Origin of the sequence: Peribacillus sp. FSL H8-0477 (assembly GCF_038002765.1) — a bacterium.
Taxonomy (GTDB): Bacteria; Bacillota; Bacilli; order Bacillales; family DSM-1321; genus Peribacillus.
Window position 1 is genome coordinate 646574 of record NZ_JBBODE010000001.1, and the last position, 21195, is coordinate 667768.

22 protein-coding genes and 2 pseudogenes are annotated in these 21195 nt (G+C 39.2%); 7 read left to right on the plus strand and 17 right to left on the minus strand.

From position 1 onward, the window contains the following. Positions 1 to 21: 21 nt before the first annotated feature. The 3 genes and pseudogenes from MHI18_RS03375 to MHI18_RS03385 all read right to left on the minus strand — a co-directional run. Positions 22 to 855 (minus strand): annotated as a pseudogene (locus tag MHI18_RS03375) (IS3 family transposase); the annotation flags it as partial. Then, positions 849 to 1412 carry a helix-turn-helix domain-containing protein gene (locus tag MHI18_RS03380; protein WP_340846007.1) on the minus strand — a complete coding sequence of 188 codons (564 nt, stop codon included), beginning with the start codon at positions 1410 to 1412 and terminating at the stop codon, positions 849 to 851. The pseudogene MHI18_RS03375 and the gene MHI18_RS03380, both read right to left, overlap by 7 nt. Positions 1413 to 1498: 86 nt before the next feature. After that, positions 1499 to 1744, minus strand: a complete 246-nt coding sequence (locus tag MHI18_RS03385) for a YkuS family protein (protein WP_445669945.1) — start codon at positions 1742 to 1744, stop codon at positions 1499 to 1501. A gap of 111 nt (positions 1745 to 1855) precedes the next feature. Here MHI18_RS03385 and MHI18_RS03390 point away from each other — a divergent pair, with 111 nt between their 5' ends. Continuing rightward, on the plus strand, positions 1856 to 1990 hold the full coding sequence (locus tag MHI18_RS03390; RefSeq protein ID WP_340846009.1) for a YuzL family protein: 135 nt from the start codon (positions 1856 to 1858) through the stop codon (positions 1988 to 1990). Between the two features lie 100 nt (positions 1991 to 2090). Here the strand turns inward: MHI18_RS03390 and MHI18_RS03395 are convergent, their stop codons facing one another. The 3 genes from MHI18_RS03395 to MHI18_RS03405 form a co-directional block, all read right to left on the minus strand. Continuing rightward, the gene (locus MHI18_RS03395) at positions 2091 to 3029 is read right to left on the minus strand and encodes a magnesium transporter CorA family protein (RefSeq protein WP_340846010.1); all 939 of its coding nucleotides are present in this window, start codon (positions 3027 to 3029) and stop codon (positions 2091 to 2093) included. A 266-nt stretch (positions 3030 to 3295) separates the two neighbouring features. Beyond that, positions 3296 to 3919 (minus strand): SGNH/GDSL hydrolase family protein, encoded by a 624-nt coding sequence (locus tag MHI18_RS03400; RefSeq protein WP_340846011.1) that lies wholly within the window; start codon positions 3917 to 3919, stop codon positions 3296 to 3298. A gap of 91 nt (positions 3920 to 4010) precedes the next feature. Further along, complete coding sequence (locus MHI18_RS03405) at positions 4011 to 4292, minus strand: hypothetical protein (RefSeq protein WP_040374812.1); 282 nt, start codon at positions 4290 to 4292, stop codon at positions 4011 to 4013. Positions 4293 to 4495: 203 nt separating this feature from the next. Between MHI18_RS03405 and MHI18_RS03410 the strand changes: the two genes are divergently transcribed. Together MHI18_RS03410 and MHI18_RS03415 are read left to right on the plus strand one after the other, a co-directional pair. Then, positions 4496 to 4870 carry a winged helix-turn-helix transcriptional regulator gene (locus MHI18_RS03410; protein ID WP_340846012.1) on the plus strand — a complete coding sequence of 125 codons (375 nt, stop codon included), beginning with the start codon at positions 4496 to 4498 and terminating at the stop codon, positions 4868 to 4870. A 240-nt stretch (positions 4871 to 5110) separates the two neighbouring features. Then, the gene (locus MHI18_RS03415) at positions 5111 to 6028 is read left to right on the plus strand and encodes an NAD(P)/FAD-dependent oxidoreductase (protein WP_340846013.1); all 918 of its coding nucleotides are present in this window, start codon (positions 5111 to 5113) and stop codon (positions 6026 to 6028) included. A 39-nt stretch (positions 6029 to 6067) separates the two neighbouring features. On the opposite strand, the gene MHI18_RS03420 is transcribed toward MHI18_RS03415, so the two are convergent. Further along, positions 6068 to 6214 (minus strand): lmo0937 family membrane protein, encoded by a 147-nt coding sequence (locus MHI18_RS03420; RefSeq protein ID WP_152526467.1) that lies wholly within the window; start codon positions 6212 to 6214, stop codon positions 6068 to 6070. A gap of 211 nt (positions 6215 to 6425) precedes the next feature. Between MHI18_RS03420 and MHI18_RS03425 the strand changes: the two genes are divergently transcribed. After that, positions 6426 to 6758, plus strand: coding sequence for a YckD family protein (locus tag MHI18_RS03425; RefSeq protein ID WP_340846015.1), 333 nt, complete (start codon positions 6426 to 6428; stop codon positions 6756 to 6758). 43 nt (positions 6759 to 6801) lie between these two features. Here the strand turns inward: MHI18_RS03425 and MHI18_RS03430 are convergent, their stop codons facing one another. Continuing rightward, entirely contained in the window at positions 6802 to 7389 is a 588-nt protein-coding gene (locus tag MHI18_RS03430) for a GNAT family N-acetyltransferase (RefSeq protein ID WP_340846016.1), read from the minus strand. Positions 7390 to 7597: 208 nt separating this feature from the next. Between MHI18_RS03430 and MHI18_RS03435 the strand changes: the two genes are divergently transcribed. Continuing rightward, the gene (locus MHI18_RS03435) at positions 7598 to 9025 is read left to right on the plus strand and encodes an aldehyde dehydrogenase family protein (RefSeq protein WP_340846017.1); all 1428 of its coding nucleotides are present in this window, start codon (positions 7598 to 7600) and stop codon (positions 9023 to 9025) included. 101 nt (positions 9026 to 9126) lie between these two features. On the opposite strand, the gene MHI18_RS03440 is transcribed toward MHI18_RS03435, so the two are convergent. From MHI18_RS03440 to MHI18_RS03455, 4 genes and pseudogenes are all read right to left on the minus strand, one after another. Continuing rightward, complete coding sequence (locus MHI18_RS03440) at positions 9127 to 10695, minus strand: IS1182 family transposase (RefSeq protein ID WP_340846018.1); 1569 nt, start codon at positions 10693 to 10695, stop codon at positions 9127 to 9129. A 162-nt stretch (positions 10696 to 10857) separates the two neighbouring features. Beyond that, the gene (locus MHI18_RS03445; RefSeq protein ID WP_340846019.1) at positions 10858 to 11274 is read right to left on the minus strand and encodes a VOC family protein; all 417 of its coding nucleotides are present in this window, start codon (positions 11272 to 11274) and stop codon (positions 10858 to 10860) included. Positions 11275 to 11286: 12 nt separating this feature from the next. Continuing rightward, complete coding sequence (locus tag MHI18_RS03450; protein ID WP_340846020.1) at positions 11287 to 12060, minus strand: alpha/beta hydrolase; 774 nt, start codon at positions 12058 to 12060, stop codon at positions 11287 to 11289. Positions 12061 to 12062: 2 nt separating this feature from the next. Further along, positions 12063 to 12377: pseudogene (locus MHI18_RS03455) on the minus strand (GNAT family N-acetyltransferase); the annotation flags it as partial. Positions 12378 to 12630: 253 nt separating this feature from the next. Here MHI18_RS03455 and MHI18_RS03460 point away from each other — a divergent pair. Further along, positions 12631 to 14610 (plus strand): S9 family peptidase, encoded by a 1980-nt coding sequence (locus tag MHI18_RS03460; RefSeq protein WP_340846022.1) that lies wholly within the window; start codon positions 12631 to 12633, stop codon positions 14608 to 14610. 802 nt (positions 14611 to 15412) lie between these two features. Continuing rightward, entirely contained in the window at positions 15413 to 16579 is a 1167-nt protein-coding gene (locus MHI18_RS03465; protein WP_340845447.1) for an IS256 family transposase, read from the plus strand. Between the two features lie 573 nt (positions 16580 to 17152). Here MHI18_RS03465 and MHI18_RS03470 read toward each other — a convergent pair. From MHI18_RS03470 to MHI18_RS03490, 5 genes are all read right to left on the minus strand, one after another. Continuing rightward, positions 17153 to 17332: a YozQ family protein gene (locus MHI18_RS03470; RefSeq protein WP_340846023.1), complete on the minus strand. Its 180-nt coding sequence runs from the start codon at positions 17330 to 17332 to the stop codon at positions 17153 to 17155. Continuing rightward, on the minus strand, positions 17329 to 18180 hold the full coding sequence (locus tag MHI18_RS03475) for an MBL fold metallo-hydrolase (RefSeq protein ID WP_340846024.1): 852 nt from the start codon (positions 18178 to 18180) through the stop codon (positions 17329 to 17331). The genes MHI18_RS03470 and MHI18_RS03475 overlap by 4 nt, the downstream gene beginning before the upstream one ends. Before the next feature lie 102 nt (positions 18181 to 18282). Continuing rightward, complete coding sequence (locus MHI18_RS03480; RefSeq protein ID WP_340846025.1) at positions 18283 to 19263, minus strand: ABC transporter permease; 981 nt, start codon at positions 19261 to 19263, stop codon at positions 18283 to 18285. Continuing rightward, positions 19256 to 20173, minus strand: a complete 918-nt coding sequence (locus MHI18_RS03485) for an ABC transporter ATP-binding protein (RefSeq protein ID WP_340846026.1) — start codon at positions 20171 to 20173, stop codon at positions 19256 to 19258. The genes MHI18_RS03480 and MHI18_RS03485 overlap by 8 nt, the downstream gene beginning before the upstream one ends. Beyond that, positions 20170 to 20967 (minus strand): SGNH/GDSL hydrolase family protein, encoded by a 798-nt coding sequence (locus MHI18_RS03490; RefSeq protein WP_340846027.1) that lies wholly within the window; start codon positions 20965 to 20967, stop codon positions 20170 to 20172. Before MHI18_RS03490 ends, MHI18_RS03485 begins: the two co-directional genes overlap by 4 nt. Positions 20968 to 21195 lie beyond the last annotated feature (228 nt).

The following is a 21195-nucleotide window of genomic DNA, read 5'->3' on the forward strand; positions in this document are numbered from 1 at the left end:
CCCTAAAAGTTAGAGTTTATATTATGCAGCCAATTGGTTGGTGTGAAGACGGTATTGTACCGGGCTCATACCAGCCAATTTCTGTTTGATGCGTTGATTATTATAATAATGAATGTAGGACTCAATATCCCGTTTCAGTTCCTCGTACGTGCGAAGTGGTTCACCATAATACATCTCTTGCTTTAATAATCCGAAGAAGTTCTCCATAGGCGAGTTATCTAAGCAGTTTCCCTTTCGGGACATGCTTTGGAACACGTTATGTTTTTTCAATGTATGGACCCATTTTCTATGCTGATAATGCCAGCCTTGATCTGAATGGATGGTCGTTCGGTATCTTGCCTCTTTTACTACTCGAAGAGTTTCCTTCAAAGGCTCTATTACAAAGTCCAGTGTCGGATGCATACTCATCCCATATGAAAGAATTTCACCATTATACATATCCAAAATCGGACTGAGGTAGAGTTTACCTCCATCCGCACACTTGAATTCTGTGATGTCGGTGGTGAGTTTTTGATAGGGAATAGGGGTCTTAAACCGGCGATGGATTCTGTTCTTCGCTATCGTGCCAATTGTTCCTTTGTACGAACTAAATCGACGTGATTTACGGATGAACTTATCCCCCTTCAACCCAAGCTTTCTCATGATGCGTTGTACTTTCTTATGATTCACTAGGAGCCCCTGGTTCTTTAAGGCTAAACGAATTCTGCGATACCCATAGTTGCCATTATGCTCATCAAAAATAGCTTGAATGATTTCTTCTATTTCTTGATGAGGGTTTTCTTGCTTCATTTTTTTCACATGGTAATGATAAGAAGATTCGGGAATACCTATGAACGGAAGTACATCCTTCAGTCGGAATTCTTCTTTGAGTTCGTATGATAGCGCTGCTTGTGCTTTTCGAGATAACCGTCCGGATCCATCTGAAAAGCGCGCAACTTTTTTAGGTACGCAACCTCCAAACGGAGAAGTTCATTTTCTCGTTCGAGTTTCTGTTCAACGGTCATCTCTTTTACAGGCTGTTTTCTTCTTTGACTGTTCTTCGCTTTGTCTGACATGGCTGGTCGTCCTCTCGGTTTGTCCAGGCTATCAGCACCACCCTCAAGAAGTTTTTTATTCCACGAAGCAATCATCGGTGGATTCGTTAACCCGAATTGAAGAGCTGTTTCAGTTATGGATGCGCCTGTCCTTTTCATAAAGCTTAGTACATCGAGCTTGAATTGAACAGGATAAATTTTATTGTTTTTTTTCCTAGAAAGTCCAACTACACCATGTTTCTTGTATACACATACCCAATTTTTAAGTTGCGTTGGAGATTTGATTTCGTATTTACGCACGATTCGTTCGTAGCTTAGGGGACCATTCAGATACTCTGTCACAACCATCAACTTAAACTCATCACTATATTTAGACATACTAAAACACCCCAAAGGTTAGATTTTGACTCTAACTTTTGGGGTGCACTTCAACAGCTAATAAACTGTCAGGCCTTTTTTGTCATTCAATATTGAAGCTTGTGATCAATCTCTTGACACACTTGGTCAGCAGTCATTCCATCGGCATCAATAAAACTAGCCTTAGTAGATGTGTCTTGGATTCCCATCACATTCGAATCAAGTCCTGTTACTACACAAAGATCACAGTTTTGCGAATCAACTTCATTTTTCAATTCGACCACTTCATACCCTTTATCTCGAAGTGCCTGTTGAATATTACTCAATGATGGATCAACGGCGATTTTAGCCAAAATAAACACCTCCTCCTGGTAATGTGTCCAATCAAAAGGAAGTTATGTATCATTCGAAACGCTGTATAGTTTTATCTTTCATCGCAGACCCTATGAATGGAGGTGAAAGCCATGAACAACAAAACAAAAAAAGATCCATCTAGAAGTGAGCTTGGATCATCTCAAGTAAAAGGACAGGGAACAACGAACACAGAAACAGGAAATGTTGAAGCTTCTTCATCAAGGAAAAAGCAAAAAAGAAGTTAAATAGCAAAACAAGGCTGTTGAGCACCCTCGGCAGCCTTGTTTCTCGAATATAAAAAAAGATTGCTTACCACCGAAAAACGGTCGAAAGCAATCTTTCCGCTTAAAAGTATTTCTTTTTCCAAAAAAAGAAAGCTGTAGCTGACGCCAGTCCTGCAGCAATTGTTAAGGTTATTGCGAAGGCATGAGGATTATGTGAAAAGGGTAAATTCACATTCATTCCGAAGAAGCTTGCTACCATCGTCGGCAGGGTTAAAATAATCGTGACGGAGGTGAGAAACTTCATCGCAATGTTGACATTGTTCGAGATGATGGAAGCAAATGCATCCATCATTCCGCTTAAAATCGAACTATATGTTTCACTCATCTCAATTGCCTGGTTAGTCTCAATAATAACATCTTCAAGTAAATCCTTATCTTCCTCATACATCTTCAAATAGTTAAAGCGAAGAATTTTATCCAACACGACTTTATTTGATTTAAGCGAGGTTGTGAAGTAAACCAAGCTTTTTTCTAAGCCTAAGAACGTATAAAGTTCCTTATTTTTCATTGATTGATGCAGCTTACGTTCAGTATCATTTGTAATTTTATTCACTTGCTTTAAATAACGTAAATAGAATGAGGCAATTTCCGAGAGGATTTGCAATGCAAACCGCGTTTTTTTATTCGTATAAAAACTTTTAATTTTATTATTTTTAAAATTAGTCAAAATGGGACTATCCTTCAAGGAAACGGTTAGAAAATAATCTTCTGTAAAAATAAGTCCAATGGGAATTGTCTCGTATACGGGCGTACCTGTTTCATCATGAGTCAGATAAGGATAATCGACGATAATGAGTACTTCCTTCTCTTCACGTTCGATCCGAGGCCGTTCTTCATCATCTAAAGGGTCTTTAATAAAATTCTCAGGCAGATCCAACGTTTTTACGATTTGTTGTATTTCATCTTCGGTTGGCGCTGTCAGGTTAATCCAGCAGCCTTTTTCAATCTTAGTCAATTGCTCTATCTGTCTAGGTTCTGATGTTTTGTAAATTTCAATCATGCTTTAACCTCCTCTATTTTAGAGAAAGCCATACGATCTGCTATAGAATCGATACTAAACCGTTATCGTATATTCGATAATCACGATTGCATGAGCTTCCCCGTGCTCACTGGGTTCAGGATCGTAGGAACTACTATTCATGCGTATCAACTCTCTTTCATTTTAAATCAGTGATTACTCTCTATCTTAATCATAAATAAGCGAATGCACAATAACGATTCTTTTCCAGTAAAAAGCTCCCAGCATCATGACTGAGAGCTTTCATCTTAATCTTCTACCCCATTTGCCCGTAACCAAGTTCGCGCCATTAACAAATTCCCCGTTGAATTCATATGAACACCATCTGTGGTCAGCTTATAGTCGGGATGTTGTTTTAATACTTCTTTAAAACTCTGATGTTCTGGTACAAGCACACCGTTAAACATCACCGCTAGCCTGCGTACAATATCCACGTAAGGCTGCAGTTTACGATTACCTTCTGATTCCATGTTTTCTTCAATAATGGTTGGTTCCATAATAATAATTCGAGCATTCGTGTTGACCTTCACAAGAGATAATAGCTTTTGATAAATTTGTTCAAATTCACCTGGGTAAACCTGATTCATATCCGGGTTATCTAATTGTCTCCATACATCATTAATACCGATTGAAATCGACACGTAATCTGGATTAAGCGAAAGAACATCTTTTTCCCATCGATCAGCTAAATCCGTAATTCGATTTCCACTTATTCCTTTGTTTATGATGTCAGGAATTCCTTCCGGCTGTCTCAAACGTAAGTGATCCCGTATGATTCGTACATATCCGTCCCCTATCTTTTCAGAATCGGTATTTCTTCCACAATCGGTTATACTATCTCCAATAAAAATCAGTCTCTCACCCGACTTCATCATGATCCTCCTTCTATGTACCTGGTCATTATTTCAAAAAAAATCGAATGGACTCAACCATCCAAACGATTTTTTCCTCTATTTTAATATTTTAAGAATGGACTTTATCATTATAATAATTGACGCTAAACATCGCACCTTCGTCAACCATCTGATTATCACCGAAATCATATGGATCGGGATGACCGGCTTTTTCAATATCTTCATACAATACTTCAGGACGGTGTCGATACCAGAATTTCAATGCTTTATGTTTGACATCCTTATAAGAACAGATCACTTTTTCACGATTGGACTTTGTTGATAAAAACGAAACCCCAGCTACTCCAAATCCAATTAGAAGATATGGACCAACACTTTTTACTATCGCCATCATGATCATCCTCCTTGTCAGTTACTAGTATATACCCGGTGCGGAAATTAATAAACAAAAATTGGGAATATTCACAAAAAATATCTATTCCAGAACAGGTAATCGTGCTAACCGCTCTGAATGTTCAAAAAATGAAAGGAATCAGCTGTGAGGTTTGTTACTTTTAAGCTAAACATTTATACTATAAGATATGAGGTGATTATATGAATAAATGTTCTTCTACTTTATGTCCTCGCTTCGAAAAAGGAATGCAAATTCTAAGTAAGCGCTGGGCTGGTTTAATTATTCATCAACTGCTAAATGGTCCACAGCGGTTTTGTCATATAGAAGCAGCATTTCCAATCAGCGGCCGAATTCTTTCCGAACGGTTAAAGGATCTTGAACGAGAAAATATAGTCAAACGAGACGTATATCCTGAAACACCGGTACGAATAGAATATACATTGACTGAAAAAGGAATGGCATTGGGTCCAGTTATTGAGGAAATTCAACGTTGGTCTGAGGAATGGGTAACACCAGAATCAATGACAGAAGAAGTAAAGCAAGAAGAAAATGAAACAGCGAAAAAGGGCCTTTAATAGGTCCTTTTTTTTTTAGGATTACGTAAAAATTAACACAAGATTGTTATGGTTATACTACTGGAGGTGAATGATAACCATACAATCGGGATTTCTGGTATTGCCGGATTTATCGTGTTCCTATAACCACTTTAATTGTCCTAATTCATCATAACTTTCTTATGTATGGATTGTCTGTTTAAACAATCAACAGCTGGGTATATTGCTTATCATATAACTATACAAAAAGAAGGTGATTAATTGAAGAAACAAGATTGTCTAATTATTGGCGGCGGGATCGCTGGACTACAGTGTGCGATACAACTAGGCCGTTATAACCACGATGTTGCAGTAATTGATTCCGAACAAGGCCGGTCAACGATTACCTGGGGATTTCATAATGTGCTGGGCTGGCCACAAGGCATCACGGGTCCAGAACTGCGAAAACTTGGACGTGAGCATGCAGAGCAATGCAATGTCACTTTTTTAAAGGACCGTGTGGTCAGCGTTAAAAAAGACTCTGATATTTTTATCGTGAAAACAGCTCAGAACAACACATATGCGGCAAAAACCATTTTCATTGCTACTGGGATTACGGATAACTTACCTAAGATTAACAACCTTATGCCCTGCCTCGGTAAATCGATTTATATTTGTCCCGATTGTGATGGATTTGAAATCACAAATAAGAATACAGCAATCATTGGCGGAGGTAATTCAGGTGCTAATATGGCATTGACCTTAACCTATTGGACACATCTCTTAACCTTTATTAATCATACAAAGGCACCTATCGATGAAAAGTTGATGACAGAGTTGAATAAGCTGAAGATACCCGTCATTAATGAAACTGTAACTGATATTCTGCTCGATGTGGATGGCCAATTAACAGGAATCCAATTAGAATCAGGTAAGATCATTTCTTGTGAACGTGGATTCACCGCGTTCAGCGGGAATAAATTAAATAATGAGTTAACCACACAGCTTGGCGTCAAACATGATCAACGGAATCACGTCCTTGCTGATCCGCGTACGAAAGAAACGAATATAACCGGTGTTTGGGCCGGAGGTGATTTACTTGCTCACTCTGAACAAGTTACCATTTCAATGGGAGATGGATCACAAGCTGCCATATGGATTCATAAACGTTTGATGGGTATGCCTAGACCATCCGAATAAAAAATACCCCCGTCTTGTTGATGACGGGGGTATTTCAATCTAGCCTCTTGTTCGTCCTTTAATTACCTTGTACACAATAAGGATAACAGCAATGATCAATAGTATATTAACAAATCCTGCTGCAATTTTAAATACAAGACCAAGAACCCATAAAAGAATTAATAGTCCAATTATTGTCCAAAACATCTGCAACTTCCTCTCTTTTAAGGATTGTTCAATCATAATTTATGTAAAAAAATAATTACTTATGCTTAAAATACCCTGACAACCTATTTTAAAACACAATAATTTTTTTTAATGTGCTAATTGCCATACTTCCCTAATTTACCAAAAACTTTCTGGATAATTTATCTTGCGACACACATCCTAATTAAGATCAATAGAAGGGAGCATGTATATGAAAAAACTCGTATTTAGTTTACTGGCTTTTACCTTTTTATTAACCGCAGGTTTCAATGTTTCGGCATTAGCAAATGAAACTAAAGCGGCACCGGAACAAGAAAAAACAGTCACATTAACACAGGCACAACAAGCTGAGATTGGGGCTATCCATAAAGAACTTCTTGCTAAGCAAAAACAACTCATACAGAAATATGTTGAGTTTGGCGCTCTATCAAAGGAAAAAGCAGACCAAGTAAATAACCACTTTGAAAAACATTACGAAAGAATGGAACAAAACGGTTTTGAATTTCCACAACACAGACACCAAAAGCACGAGAAGCCAGAATAAAAACGAAAAAGGCTGTCGATAACTTCCTCGACTGCCTTTTTTATCAGTTACTCTGACCCTCATAATCTTCCACGATCATTCCATACACGTATGTATCCGTAAGGTTCTTTCCATCTGCTGATAAATCCTCACTCTTCAAAACTGCCTCTAACTGGAATCCCAGTTTCTCCGGAATCGCTTGGCTTTTTATGTTTGCTGCCTCGCATCTAATTTCTAATCGATTCAATGTCAATTGGTTCATTCCAAGATCTGTTAACCGCTTGATTGCTTCTATCATATACCCATTGCCGCTAAATTTCTTATTAATCCAGTAACCTATGTCCCCCGTCTTTATCTCCCAATCAATATTATGAATACTCGATGTTCCTATGAATTCTTCTGTCTCTTTATGGAAAATGAGAAAACGGAGACTTTCTCGTGCTAAAAACTTTATGTGCGCATTTCTCAGATTGGTCTCTGTTTCTTCGACAGGAGGGATTTCCTGCGCAAAGGGCAGCCATTTGCTTAATTCAGTAATGGATTCCCTAATTGCCTCGTTCACTACCCTTCCGTCACCCGACAAGAAAGGGATCCGAAGAATTAATCTTTCTGTTTCGAGCGATGTAGGAATTTCATTTACTATAGGATTCACTTTCATTTCACATCCATTTAAAGGTATATGCATTCATAGTATTTTACATATAAAAGCTTATTAATTTTATCAAATATTAACAATTACCCTCTTCCTTGTCAATCATTCCCTTTTGCTGGCCCCATCCTTTTAAAAAAACATTCATATGTTTACCAATAATCAAAAAGGGAACATTTTATATAAGTCAATATTATAAAGGAGTTTGATTATGCTTAATCATACAAAACAATACATCAACGGTGAATGGGTAAGCTCTACTGGATCAGACACGATTGAAGTAGTGAACCCAGCAACAGAAGAAGTAATGGGTAAGATTAGCGCAGGAACAGAAGAAGATGTGAATCGGGCTGTCCAGGCAGCAAAAGAGGCGTTTCATTCCTTTTCTCAAATGACTGTTGAAGATCGAATTAAACTTTTAGAGGATATTGCAAAAGAATATGAAAATCGTAAAGATGATTTAATCAAAGTAATGACCGAAGAGTTAGGTGCTCCCATTACAAAATCGGAGGAAATTCATTATCAAATGGGGCTTTCACACTTTAAGCAGGCCGCAGAGCAATTGAAGACGTTCGAATTTTCGGAGGAAAGAGGGAACTCTTATATCCAGAAGGAACCGATTGGAGTTGCAGGGCTGATTACACCGTGGAATTTCCCAACCAATCAGATTTCCACAAAGCTGGCTAGTGCATTGGCAGCCGGAAGCACCTTAGTGGTGAAACCTGCCTCTCAAACACCGTTTGCATCTATAATTCTAGCAGAAATTTTTGATAAGGTTGGTGTTCCTAAAGGTGTCTTTAACCTTGTAAATGGTTCAGGGTCAACCGTTGGGGAAGCAATCAGCAAACATCCTGATATCGCTTTAATCTCCTTTACGGGTTCAGGTCCGGTTGGGAGCAGCTTAATGAAGAATGCAGCTGATGGGATTAAAAATGTCTCATTAGAACTTGGAGGAAAATCACCTTTAGTCATTTTAAAAGATGCAGATGTAAATGTAGCAGCAAAAACCGCTTTAAGTCAGATTGCTACAAATACAGGACAGGTATGTTCCGCAGGAACGCGGGTGATCGTACCAAAAGAAATGCATGATGATTTCATTGAAGCAATGAAGGAATTAGTATCAGAATTTCCGGTTGGCGATCCTCAGGACAAACATACATTTATGGGTCCACAAGTTTCTAAAGATCAGTGGGAAACCGTTCAATCTTATATCAAAAAAGGTCAGGAAGAAGGAGCCACCCTTGCAATCGGCGGTCCGGGCAGACCTGATGGAATTGATAAAGGATTCTATTCTCAAATAACTGTTTTCACAGATGTAAAGAACGATATGACGATTGCTCAGGAAGAAATTTTTGGACCGGTCATGTCAGTCATTACGTATAATGATATTGACGAAGCAATTGACATTGCCAACGATACCATTTTCGGCCTAGCAGCATATATAATCGGAAATGATAAAGAAGAACTGAAGAAAGTCGCATTACAGGTTAAAGCCGGACAAATCACGATTAATAACAGTAAAGTAGATATGTCCGCCCCATTTGGCGGCTTTAAACAATCTGGTATTGGTCGTGAATGGGGAGATTATGGGATTGAAGAATTCCTTGAACCAAAAACGATAATGGGAATGCCCTCTTAATAAGTAAAAACAAGAGGCTGGGACATAACTAGCTTCAATTATCAAAAAAAGTGAAATGGATTAACTCCATTTCACTTTTTTCGGTTTTCCTCTATGAAACCTTACCTACTGACCGCGAATTTCCTTATATTCACGGCCATTAATGCAAATCCCATTTCATTTTCAACCTTTTTCTGTCCGCGGACAGAAAATCGGTTGAAACGCAAATTAGCCTTCAAAAATCCAAAAACTGGTTCCACATCTATTTTCCGTTGACGGTAGATGGAACTTGTTTTTTCTTCTGAAAGCTTCGCTCTTACATATTCTTTTTGCTGTTCCCATTTTTCATTCACCATTAATTTTCGGTTCGTACCTTCCTTTGCTTTGGTGCAAGAGGAACGGAATGGACAGCCTGTGCAGTTTTCACACTCATATAGTTTGAACTCGCGTGTGAATCCTGATTTGTCCGTACGCACGGAATGATTTTTGAAGACCAAACGCTGCTGATTCGGACACGTGTATGTATCGTTTTCTTTATCATACTGCCAGTTGTCTGGATTAAATTCGTTTTGTTTGTATTTTTTCTTCTGCTCTTTCTGGTACATCCCATAGGTAATTAATGCTTCCCTTTTACGATTCGAAAGAATATCATCATAATTCTGTTCGCTTCCATATCCGGCATCTGCGACGATGTGCTTCGGCAACTCGAAATAATTTTGCTCAATTTGATCTAAGAACGGAATGAGGGTGCGAGTATCGGTCGGATTCGAAAATAGGCTATAGGCCAGGGTGTATTGGCCTTCTGTTGCGACTTGAAGATTATAACCAGCTTTCAATTGACCGTTCTTCATATAATCATCTTTCATTCGCATAAAGGTCGCATCGGGGTCTGTTTTTGAATAACTATTCCTGGTGCCAAAGATTTCAAAGTCTCGCTGATAGTTCTGTTTTCTTATAAGTAAATTTAGGACTTGTTTCCGTACTTGTTTTGGAAATTTTCGTTCGCTTCTTAACGTTTTTCGTTCTGCCGCATCTGAAGATGCTTCTATTTCTTTGTCATATTCAGAAATGACATCCTCTACTTTTTGAACCACTTGAGCCAACTCGTCTGAGGACAATTGCTCTACGTTTTCTCGTTCGATTTCGGGAATGATTTCTTTTTCAATGAGCTCATCATATAACTGATTAGATTTTTCGATTAAGCTTTTATGATAGTTTTCAATAGACTTTTTCCACACGAATGTAAATTTGTTCGCATTCGCTTCAATCTTTGTTCCATCAATAAAGATTGCTTCTTGATCAATGAGTTTCTCTTGAACAAGCTGGCAACGGAATTGAACGAAACATTGCCGGATTAATTCCTTTACTTCTGGATGAACACGAAAACGGTTAATGGTGCGATAACTTGGTTCATATCCTTGTGCTAACCACATCATTCGGAGGCTGTCCTGTAAAAGAGCTTCCATTTTCCGCCCTGAAAAAACAGATTGCGTATAGGCACATAAGATAATTTTCAACATCATGCGTGGATGATAGGCAGGACAGCCCTCATTTCGCAGGAAAGGTTCCAACGCTTCATGAGGAATACTTTCAACTAAGTGATGGACGTGGAAGGCAAGATCATTTTTGTGTAATTTCACTTCTAAATCTAAAGGCAAAACTAATTGATTCATGTTATACTCTTTAAACATAAGGACACTTCTTTCTGTTTGAATTTTTGTTGTGGTGACTTAATTTTAGCAGAAAGTGTCCTTATGTTATGAGTAAAAAGACAAAGCCGGTGAAAATTTTACGTATCGTAAAATTTTCACCGGCTTTTTTTCATTTTAGAGCAGGGTTTTGTCCCAGCCTCTTTACTTTTGTGATGGATAGCTGCAAAGTTCAATCAATGTACCGTCAGTTGATGCAGGGTTAACATAAATTAGTTTCCGACCACGTGCGTTTGTACGAAGTGTATCCTCAAGAAAACGCACTCCCTTTTTTCTTGCCTCTAGTATCGCTTCATCCAAATCGTCCACTCGATAAGCAATATGGTGCACCCCTTTTCCACGCTGCTTAATAAACCGAGCCATTGGCGAATTCTTATTCGTAGGTGACAGTAATTCAATTACTTTATCATTCGTTCTGACAACCGCAACATGAACCTCCACCCCAGGTGCATCACTTGTATATCTGTCCTCCACTACTCCATTTAAGACAGTAAGGTAAAATGGAAGCGCGTCATCAATACTTCTTACCGCAATTCCAATATGATCTAAAATATAATCCAATGTAGTTCCTCCTCATGAGTACTTTTTATGTAAAAATGCTAGTAATTCAGGTACTCTTTCTCGAAAAGATAAATAATTATGTTCCGCATCTATAATCGTTTTTAATTTCACATTTGATGTTTTTTCTTTTAAGAGATCATAAATAGCGTTATTCGAAGCTAAAAATTCCTTATTAATGATTTCTTCATCACCAGCTTCTTTCGTTCCACAATCTACGTAGACTCTTTCAATGAATGACAAATCAGAATCTCGGATTAACGTTTCTAGTTCTTCTTGGTTCCGGTAAAAAGCTGAAGAAAAAACAGCAATATTTCTGAATACTTGAGGGTAACGACACATAGCGTAAATCGAAATAAGTCCACCTAAAGATATTCCTGCCAATGCAGTATGTTCTTTTAGTGTACGATATTTATTATCTATGTATGGCTTTAGATGATTCACGATAAAATCTACATATAGTTTTCCCTTTCCACCTTCATAACTATTATGACCTGTTATTTTTTTGCTATATTCCCCAGTTATCCACGGACAATATTCATTGATTCTCTCTTCACTATTTTGGTCTATCCCTACAACGATAACATTCAATTCGTTTTTATCTAGATAATGTTCAAGGTTTAAAGACGTTCCACCTATTGCGTCATGATCCTGAAATACGTTTTGCCCATCATGCATATACAAGACTGGGTAACTCTGTTTTTTGTTCGTATAATTTTTAGGTAGATATATTCTTATCCGTCTTTCTTCTTCAAAAGATGCTATGTATAAAGATATTATTTCTAGCAAACCTATCCCATCTTTCGTGAATAATCATTTGAATTTATGTAATAAACGAGATGATCGGTCCATTCGCCATATTCAAAGATAAACCCTTTTCTTACGCATTCAAACTCCATTCCAACATTCTCAGCTAAATGATAAGAAGGCGTGTTATCAAGGTTTATATGCGCCTCAATTCGGTGGAAAGCCAATTCTTTAAATGCGATTTCAAGTGCTGCTTGTACCGCCTCCTTCCCATAACCATTCCTCCAATACTGATTGTGTATAGTATAACCCATCCTCCCCCATTGAAAGTCATGTCTTGCTAAAGTGGAGAAATCTATTTGGGATGAAGCAACTTACTTAAATAGTATGATAATTATTCAGCTGATACACGCCATAAGACTTATCAGCCAACTAATCAAAAAAATGAATTAATACCATATCAATCAAATTGTTCCTACGAAATTCTCTTCTATCAATCGTATAAAAGATATGCAATGATGAGAGTATCTTTGCTTTTTTTTCATAAAAAGACAGGATATTTATTTCTGTTGTCGAAATATATAGCGTAAGAAATAGAGAGGATGAATTCTAATGACCTTATCTGGTATTCTCGCAGAAGATTTATTTGATTTAAAATCAGTTACCGATCCCCAGCTGTCTCCCGACGGATCGTATGTTGCCTTTGTAGAAACAAGCATTGACAAGGAAGATGAAGAGTACCTATCTAATTTGTTTGTTCATCATTTTCCTACAAACCAAACAACCCAATGGACGTTTGGCAGTCATCGACATTCTTCACCACGTTGGTCTCCCAATGGTGAGAGTCTTGCCTTTCTATCAAACCGTACTGGAAAAAACCAATTATATGTTTTACAACTTGCCGGCGGTGAAGCTAACAAACTGACGGATCTTGAAAATGGGGCTTCCACACCTATATGGTCTCCTGATTCGAAATCGATTCTTTTTTCAACAGCCATTAAATCAGGAAAAACACTCCATGAAAAGATTGAGAAACCTAAAAAGGAGAAAAAGACCGCTAAAATTTATGATCGCATTAAATATAAAGCAGATGGGAAAGGCTATCTGGAAGATACCTTTAGTCAGCTTGTGATAATCGATGCTAAGACGGGTGATACTAAGCAGTTAACCAATGGTGATCAACATTATAATCCAAGTTCTTGGTCTCCAGATGGAAAGCAGATTGCTTACACAGGAAATGATTCCGCGGACCGGGATTATCAATTGAATGATGACGTATTTATTCTTGAAATCGATTCGGATAAAACAGAGAAAATCACGCCTGGGACCGGCTTCTTCAATGATCCCAAATGGTCACCTGATGGTACTTGGATCTCTATTATTGGTCACGAACGTGAGTATCAAGGTGCAACACTTAGTAAAATCTGGTTATACAATACTATTGACCAATCATTCGTTTGTCTAACTTCTGAATGGGATGTTCAAGTTGGCGATGTAAGTGCCGCAGACTTCCATATTGGAACCGTTGATCCTGGTTTACTTTGGACAAATGACAGCCAAGGCTTTTACTTCCTAATCAGTGATCACGGGAATGTCAGCGTTTATTATGGGTCAGTGGATGGAGCGATGTATCCTTCCCTAAATGGACAACAGCATGTGTATGGATTGACAATCAATCCAGAAACTCATGAAGCGGTTCTGGCTATCAGTACACCTGTACAGCCAGGCGATTTGTATACATATAATCTTTCAACTGGCGAACTCGCTCAGTTAACGTTTATCAATGATGAACTTCTTAAAACCCGTAGTCTTTCAGAAGCTGAAGCAATCAGTTTTCCATCAAGTGATGGACGTGAGATTCATGGATGGATAATGAAACCCGTGAACTATGATCCAGAAAAACGGTATCCATTGGTATTAGAAATACATGGCGGCCCTCATGCGATGTACGCGAATACCTATTTCCATGAATTCCAAACACTCACAGCTCAAGGCTATACCATATTGTTTACCAACCCACGGGGAAGCCACGGCTACGGACAGGAGTTTGTTCAAGGTTGTGTAGGCGATTATGGCGGCATGGACTACCAAGATTTAATGGCAGCTGTTGATTATGCAGTAAACAGTTATGATTTTCTTGACGAACAACAATTGGCAGTTACCGGAGGAAGTTACGGCGGATTTATGACTAATTGGATTGTCGGCCATACCAACCGCTTCAAGGCAGCTGTTACACAGCGCTGTATTAGTAACTGGTTAAGTTTTTATGGAGTAAGTGACATTGGCTATTTCTTTACAGAGTGGGAAATGGAAGGGGACATCTTCGAATCTCCGGAAAAATTATGGCATCATTCACCTCTTAAATATGCGGCGAATGTGCAGACTCCACTCTTGCTGTTACACGGAGAATTAGACTTCCGTTGCCCAATTGAACAATCCGAACAATTTTTCACTGCTCTTAAGAGACAGAAAAAAGAGGCCGTTCTCGTATCCTTCCCAGATGAGACTCACGAAGTTTCACGCAGCGGCTCTCCACGACTGCGCCTGCAACATACAGAACAAATCAGAGATTGGTTTAATAAATATCTATAACAAAGAGAAGGCTGTCACATTTGACAGCCTTCTTTGTTTGGCTAATAAAGACTATCTTCCTCTCTTAAAAAGCCTTCCGCACAAGAATGGCCCTCAAGCGCACACAATTTGCCCGATTCCGCACACTAATCCCTTCGAAGCGCACATTAATCTTGCTGTTCCGCACATACCAGCTGCTGAGTACTCCAATCACTCCAGCAGCGCAGGTTCAATGCCCGTTTGTCTTATGAAAACGTGTACCTTGCTTTTAGCTAGCCTTGATTTTTCACTCTTGTTCAGACTTTAGCGACTATTTTTAACAACCCCTGCCATCTGGAAAAAAGTCTTCCGCACAGGAATAGATCTCAAGCGCACACAATTTGCCCGTTTTCGCACACTAATCCGTTCCAAGCGCACAATAATCTAGTTGTTCCGCACATAAACTCTTCTGTTCCGCACATACCAGATCTGCCGGGGCGCTCCAATCACTCCAGCAGCTCAGATTCAATGGCCGTTTGTCTTATCAAAACGTGTATCTTGCCTTTAGCTGGCCTTGTTTTTCCACTTTTGACTTTAGCGACTATTTTTAACAACCCCTGCCATCTAGAAAAAAGTCTTCCGCACAGGAATATACCCAAAGCGCACACAATTTGCTCGTTTCCGCACACTAATCCGTTCCAAGCGCACAATAATCTTGCTGTTCCGCACATAAACTCTACTGTTCCGATTAAGTCCATATAATTGTGTAAAAAAAGAGAGTCATTTTATTCGCTCTTGGAAACAATGTTTTCACCATGAAAACACATTGAAAAGAGGGAATATAATGACTCAGTTACAGTTTAACCTTGATATCGATCTTTTAAAACTTTCCATTATGAATTCTAATCTTGATGCCGTGATTAAATCAGCGGTTGTGTTGATCTTAAATGAGTTTATGGAGAAAGAGAGAGACAACCATCTACAAGTTTCATCTTATGAGCGCTCTACCGAGCGTCAGGATTATCGAAATGGCTATTATGAACGTGATTTTACGATGAGTATTGGCAAGATTAAATTGAAGGTCCCTAGAACACGTAATGGCGACTTTTCCCCTTCTGTATTTGAAAAATATGCTCGGGTCGATCAAGCGCTCGTCCTTTCCATGTTAGAGATGGTAATCAATGGAGTTTCTACACGAAAGGTTACTCATATTGTCGAACAGCTATGCGGTGAAAATGTCTCAAAATCCTTCGTTTCATCGCTGACTGAAAAGCTTGATCCCATTGTTAATGGCTGGGCAGGGAGGCCCCTCAATACCACGTACTACCCCTTTGTTTTCGTAGATGCCATGTATATCAAGGTGCGTGAGCACCATCAAGTTGTCTCAAAAGCCGTATATATTGCGACTGCCCTTACGGAACAGAATAAGCGAGAGATTCTAGGGCTCCATGTAGATCATGTAGAAAGCTTTGAATCTTGGTCACAGTTCTTTAAGCAACTAAAATCCCGCGGTCTTCAATCCCCGAAACTGGTGATTTCTGATGCCCATCAAGGGTTAGTCAAAGCAGTCCAACGGGAATTCATTGGGACCAGCTGGCAACGGTGCAATGTCCATTTTAAACGGAACATTATCGAAAAACTGCCTAAAAAGGGATCATCTGATATTCGCTTGATGATTAAACGGGTATTTGAAGCAGTCACGATAGATGATATTCGTCTATTTAAAACGGAGTTAATAAATAAATTTGGTGAGGAATCAAAATATGAAAAAGCCCTTCAAATTTTGGATGAAGGGTTCGAAGACACCATTCAATACATGAATCACCCTGAAAAAATCAGGCAGCACATTCGTAGTACAAATTCGCTGGAGCGTTTAAATCAAGAAGTACGCAGAAGAGAAAGAGTAATCCGGATCTTTCCTAATACCCAATCTGCTTTCCGATTAGTAGGTGCTCTCTTAATGCAATATCAAGACACAGTTTACGACAAGAAAAAAGCATTGTCGAAGTAGTTATTTTTCAAAACTTCCATCATGAATCATTTCACATTCAAACAGGGCTGTCAAAGTGAAAAGCCTTTGACAGCCCTGCCCGAATGCGAGAGAAAATGGCCATGGAAGTTTCCAAAAAAAAGTGTAAGGTTAGGGTTTTGTGCAACTCTAAAAACAGTTTTTTATCCGTTTGAAAGCGTCCAATTAATCAGAGTGAAAACATTGTTAACGAATTTACACAATAATAAGGACTTGACTACTGTTCCGCACATCACGTCTGCTGGGGCGCTCCAATCACTCCAGCAGCGCAGGTTCAATGCCCGTTTGTCTTATGAAAACGTGTATCTTACCTTTAGCTAGCCTTGACTTTTCACTCTTGTTCAGACTTTAGCGACTCTTTTTAACAACCCCTTCCATCTGGGAGAAGCCCTCCGTACAAGAATGCCCCTCAAGCGCACACTGTTCCGCACATAACAGCTGCTGACTACTCCAATCAATCCAGCAGCACAGGTTCTGAGGCTAACCTTAATCGGCCACTCTGTTTGACTCCCCTAAAAAAAAGACCGCTGCTAAAATAGCAGCGTTCCACAATAATTAGTGTTTATCACTTTTTTTATCCACTTGATCGATCGTGCCTGAATAATATCCGTCCATGACCTGATCATGGGTTTCATCTATTCCTGATGTTACTGAATCGTTTTTGCCCTCGGTTTCTTCATTATAGAAGTATCCTTTTTTTTCTGTTTTTGGTTCGTTATTTTTAGAATTTTTCATTGTGTGTCCTTTCCGTCAACGTATTTTCCGTAATCGGGTTTTGCAATCGAATCAAAATTATCAGATAGGTTCCTAAGTCCCTCTGCTAGTTCATTTCCTTCTACGAAAACACCATGTCCGGTTATCGCAACGGTAGGATGCAGCTGTTCAAGGGTCTGAACAGATTTTTTAGCTGCAGGCCAGTCTGTGGTTAAGTATCGTGGTGGTCCACTGAATTCTTTTTCTTGGGTAATCACTTTGTACAGATCTTCTTGTTTTACGGTTACGAAGGCGTCACCTGCAAGCAACGCTTTATCTGACTTCCGAAACAAAGAGATGTGTCCGGGTGTGTGACCAGGCGTATGCACCCATTCCCAGTCCGGCAGATCCGGTATTGAGCCATCAGCAGGTAATTGATGGACATGATTATCCAAATTGATGCCTTTATTCGGAAACATACCCGACATTTTTGCCACCATCCCGCCTTCCACCGTAGGGTCCGGTTTCGGGTAGTCTTTGATCCCTGTCAGATAAGGCATTTCAAGGGAATGCGCATACACTGGTGATTTCCAATGTTCGACTAACTCAACAATTGCCCCTATATGGTCAAAATGACCGTGTGTTAAAATAATGGCTTTCGGCGCAACATCTGTTCCATACAGAGATTCAGCTTCCTTGATAATCATTTCTGCCGAATTAGGCATACCTGCGTCTACCAATACCCAGTCTTTTGCACCTTTTTTTCCTATAAAGCAAACATTTACGATTTGAATAGGCAGGCAAAACAAATCATCTCTCGCAAATTTACCTTCGCCATTTGTGACGGAAGTTACCGGCAGTACCTTTTTTCCAACACCATTATCATCCATGTTTCTATCCGCCTCCTTAATGTTTCTTTACTTACTAATACCCCGAAATCATTTACTATTCAAAAGAAACAGCCCTTACACATAGCATGGGCTGTTTCCGAATTAATAAACATCTTGACGAGAAAAAACAGTAAAAGAAACAACAAGTGCTGCAACCAGCCAAACAAATAAAACGGATACGGATGAGAACAAAGTCATTCCCTCGATTGGCGGAGCAGCCCCACTTAAATAACTGGTTAATTTAAGATTAACCATAAAGAAATATTTAGCAGATGCCCAAGACGAAACCATATTACTTAAAATCATTCCTGAAATTAAAGCGGCCAGCATGACACCCATTCCTGCTGCAGTACTGCGGATTAATACTGAAAGCATAAAGGACAGCGTTCCAACAACAACCGCCACGAACCACACTAATCCCATTTCCATAAATAAGAATTCCCACTGATTCATCAATTTGACTCCACTTGTATTGAGATTGCTTCCTTCAACAGTAAAACCAGTAATTACAGGAGCTGTCCAGCCATGATAGCCAAAAACCGCGCCTGAAATGACATAAGCTAATGCTGCCGTGACGAGAACAATCAATGAAGTAGAGAGCAACAGCACAACATATTTACTGAGAAGTATTTTCCATCGCTGGACTGGTCTTGTTAGGAGCAGCTTTATCGATCCTAGACTATGCTCAGAAGAAACCAAATCACTGGCAATAATCATAATTAACAGTGGGATAAATAAGTCACTTGAGTTCTCAATAAACATTCGGACAAAGGTAGGTGCACCAGGTTCCGAAGGATTTATATTATTATCAAGATAATATTGTGATTGTTTAATACTAACTTGAAGCTGCTGACGCCATTCATCAGAAATACGGCTAGACCCGAGTCGGTTTTGTGAATCAATAATTTGCTGCTGCAATAATGACTGCCACTCAATCGTACCCATTCGTTCACGTTGTGATTGGGTTTCCTTATATTGTGCATACGTAAACATCGCAACCAATATCGCTACAATAGCCGTGATAATTAACAGACGTTTTCTTGCCAGCAGTTTCAGCATTTCATTTTGAATCAGCTTATTCAATTGAACTACCTCCCACGCCAGTCACTTCAAGGAATAGATCCTCAAGGGCTGGAAGTTTTCTGTTCATTTCAAGAACTGATATCCCTTCATTAATGAGCTGTACATTCCATTTTGGGATTTCCTTTTCCTCAAATGCGGTAACCAAATATCCATCCGTGGTTTCACTGACATCCGTCAATTGTGTTAATACGGCTTTCCCCTGTTCCATCGGATCTACTTTCCAGAGCATTTTTTCTTGACTGCTAAGTAAATTCTTTACAGAATCCACCTGAATAATTTCTCCATTTTTTATGATGGCTACCCGGTCACATAACAGCTGGATTTCGCCTAAAAGGTGACTGGAGACTAGAACACTGAGTCCCTCCTGTTCAGCCAGCTCCCGGATAAATTGACGCATCTCTCTAATTCCTGCTGGGTCTAACCCATTCGTTGGCTCATCTAAAATCAAGACTTTCGGATGATTTAGCATGGCCTGTGCAATCCCCAGTCTTTGACGCATACCAAGTGAATATGTTTTTACTTTCTCATCAATTCTAGCCTCTAATCCAACCATGGCCACTACCTCAGTAATTCTTGTTTCCGGTACATTCGGCAGCATTCTAGCAAAATGAAGCAGATTTTCTTTCCCTGTTAGATAAGGGTATAACTCAGGATTTTCAACGATACAGCCGATATGCTCCATCGCTTTGGTAAAATGCGTGCGAACATTGTAGCCGCAAACGACCATACTTCCTGATGTCGGTTTAATTAATCCGACAAGCATCCGAATGGTCGTCGTTTTACCTGCCCCGTTTGGTCCTAAGAATCCGAATACTTCACCTGCTTGTAATTCAAAACTAATCCCTTTAATGATTTGCCGTTTACCAATTTTTTTTGTTAGATTTTGTACGGAAAGAGTTGTCTTTGTCATTTTTTCTCCTCCTCCCATTTAATCAATGGTGAAATTCGCTTTGCAATCAATTGATATCCTTCTTTATTAGGGTGGAATTTGTCTGTATACAGATAATCATTAACAGATAGTTGGAAAATATCGTACGTTGGGACAAAGACAATATCTGAAAACGAAGATGCCAGATCCTCCGTCTGGAAATTCCACTCTCTGACGATACTACTGGTCGTTTCGTTATCCTCTAATTCAATAAAGGGATTATAAAGCCCAATCATGTATACAGTCGCCTGTTTATTTACGGAACGAATTGTGGTAAAAACCTCTTTTAAATTTTGCAGGTACTTTTCCTGTATATCTTCTATTCCAGCTGTCTCAATGTCCATTAATGTTTGTCCACCCTGAAATAAATCATTCCCGCCAATTGTCAGCATAATTGCATCGGCTTCTCCCAGCTGGCGCTTAATTTCCTTCTGCTCCATCTGATTCTTTAATTCAGACGAGACCGCTCCACTAACGCCTAAATTATGAACACTAATTTTTTTCCCAAAGCGTTCTTTTAAATCATCGGTAACGAGACCTACATAGCCTTTACCTGACTCATCACCTGTCCCTCTCGTTAAGGAGTCTCCAAGTGCTACCAAAGAAAACTTGCCCGGGTCAACAGCTTTCTCCGGCTCCTCTTGTTTGATCTCAACGGGACTAGCCTCTGAATAATAGTCTTGAACCGCCCAACCTAAACAAAAAAGCCAAAACAAACAGACAATCGAAGCAAAAATCGTTATGTACCTAACTTTTTTCGTATGCAGATGAATCACCCTCTCGCTCTATATGTTTCCATTAAAACACATGATTCCCTTTTTTAGAAAAAATAGAACTCTTACAAGCACATAAAAAACCTCCGCTACAATCACACGGAGGCTGTTAACTATCTATCTTTTCTTTTTTTCATAAGCGCTTTTACCTTTTCTGTCGGATCCCAACAGGTAAATTGATAGGTCGTCTTGGTTTCAAAGCCAAGTCTTGAGCACCTATATATGGTTTTT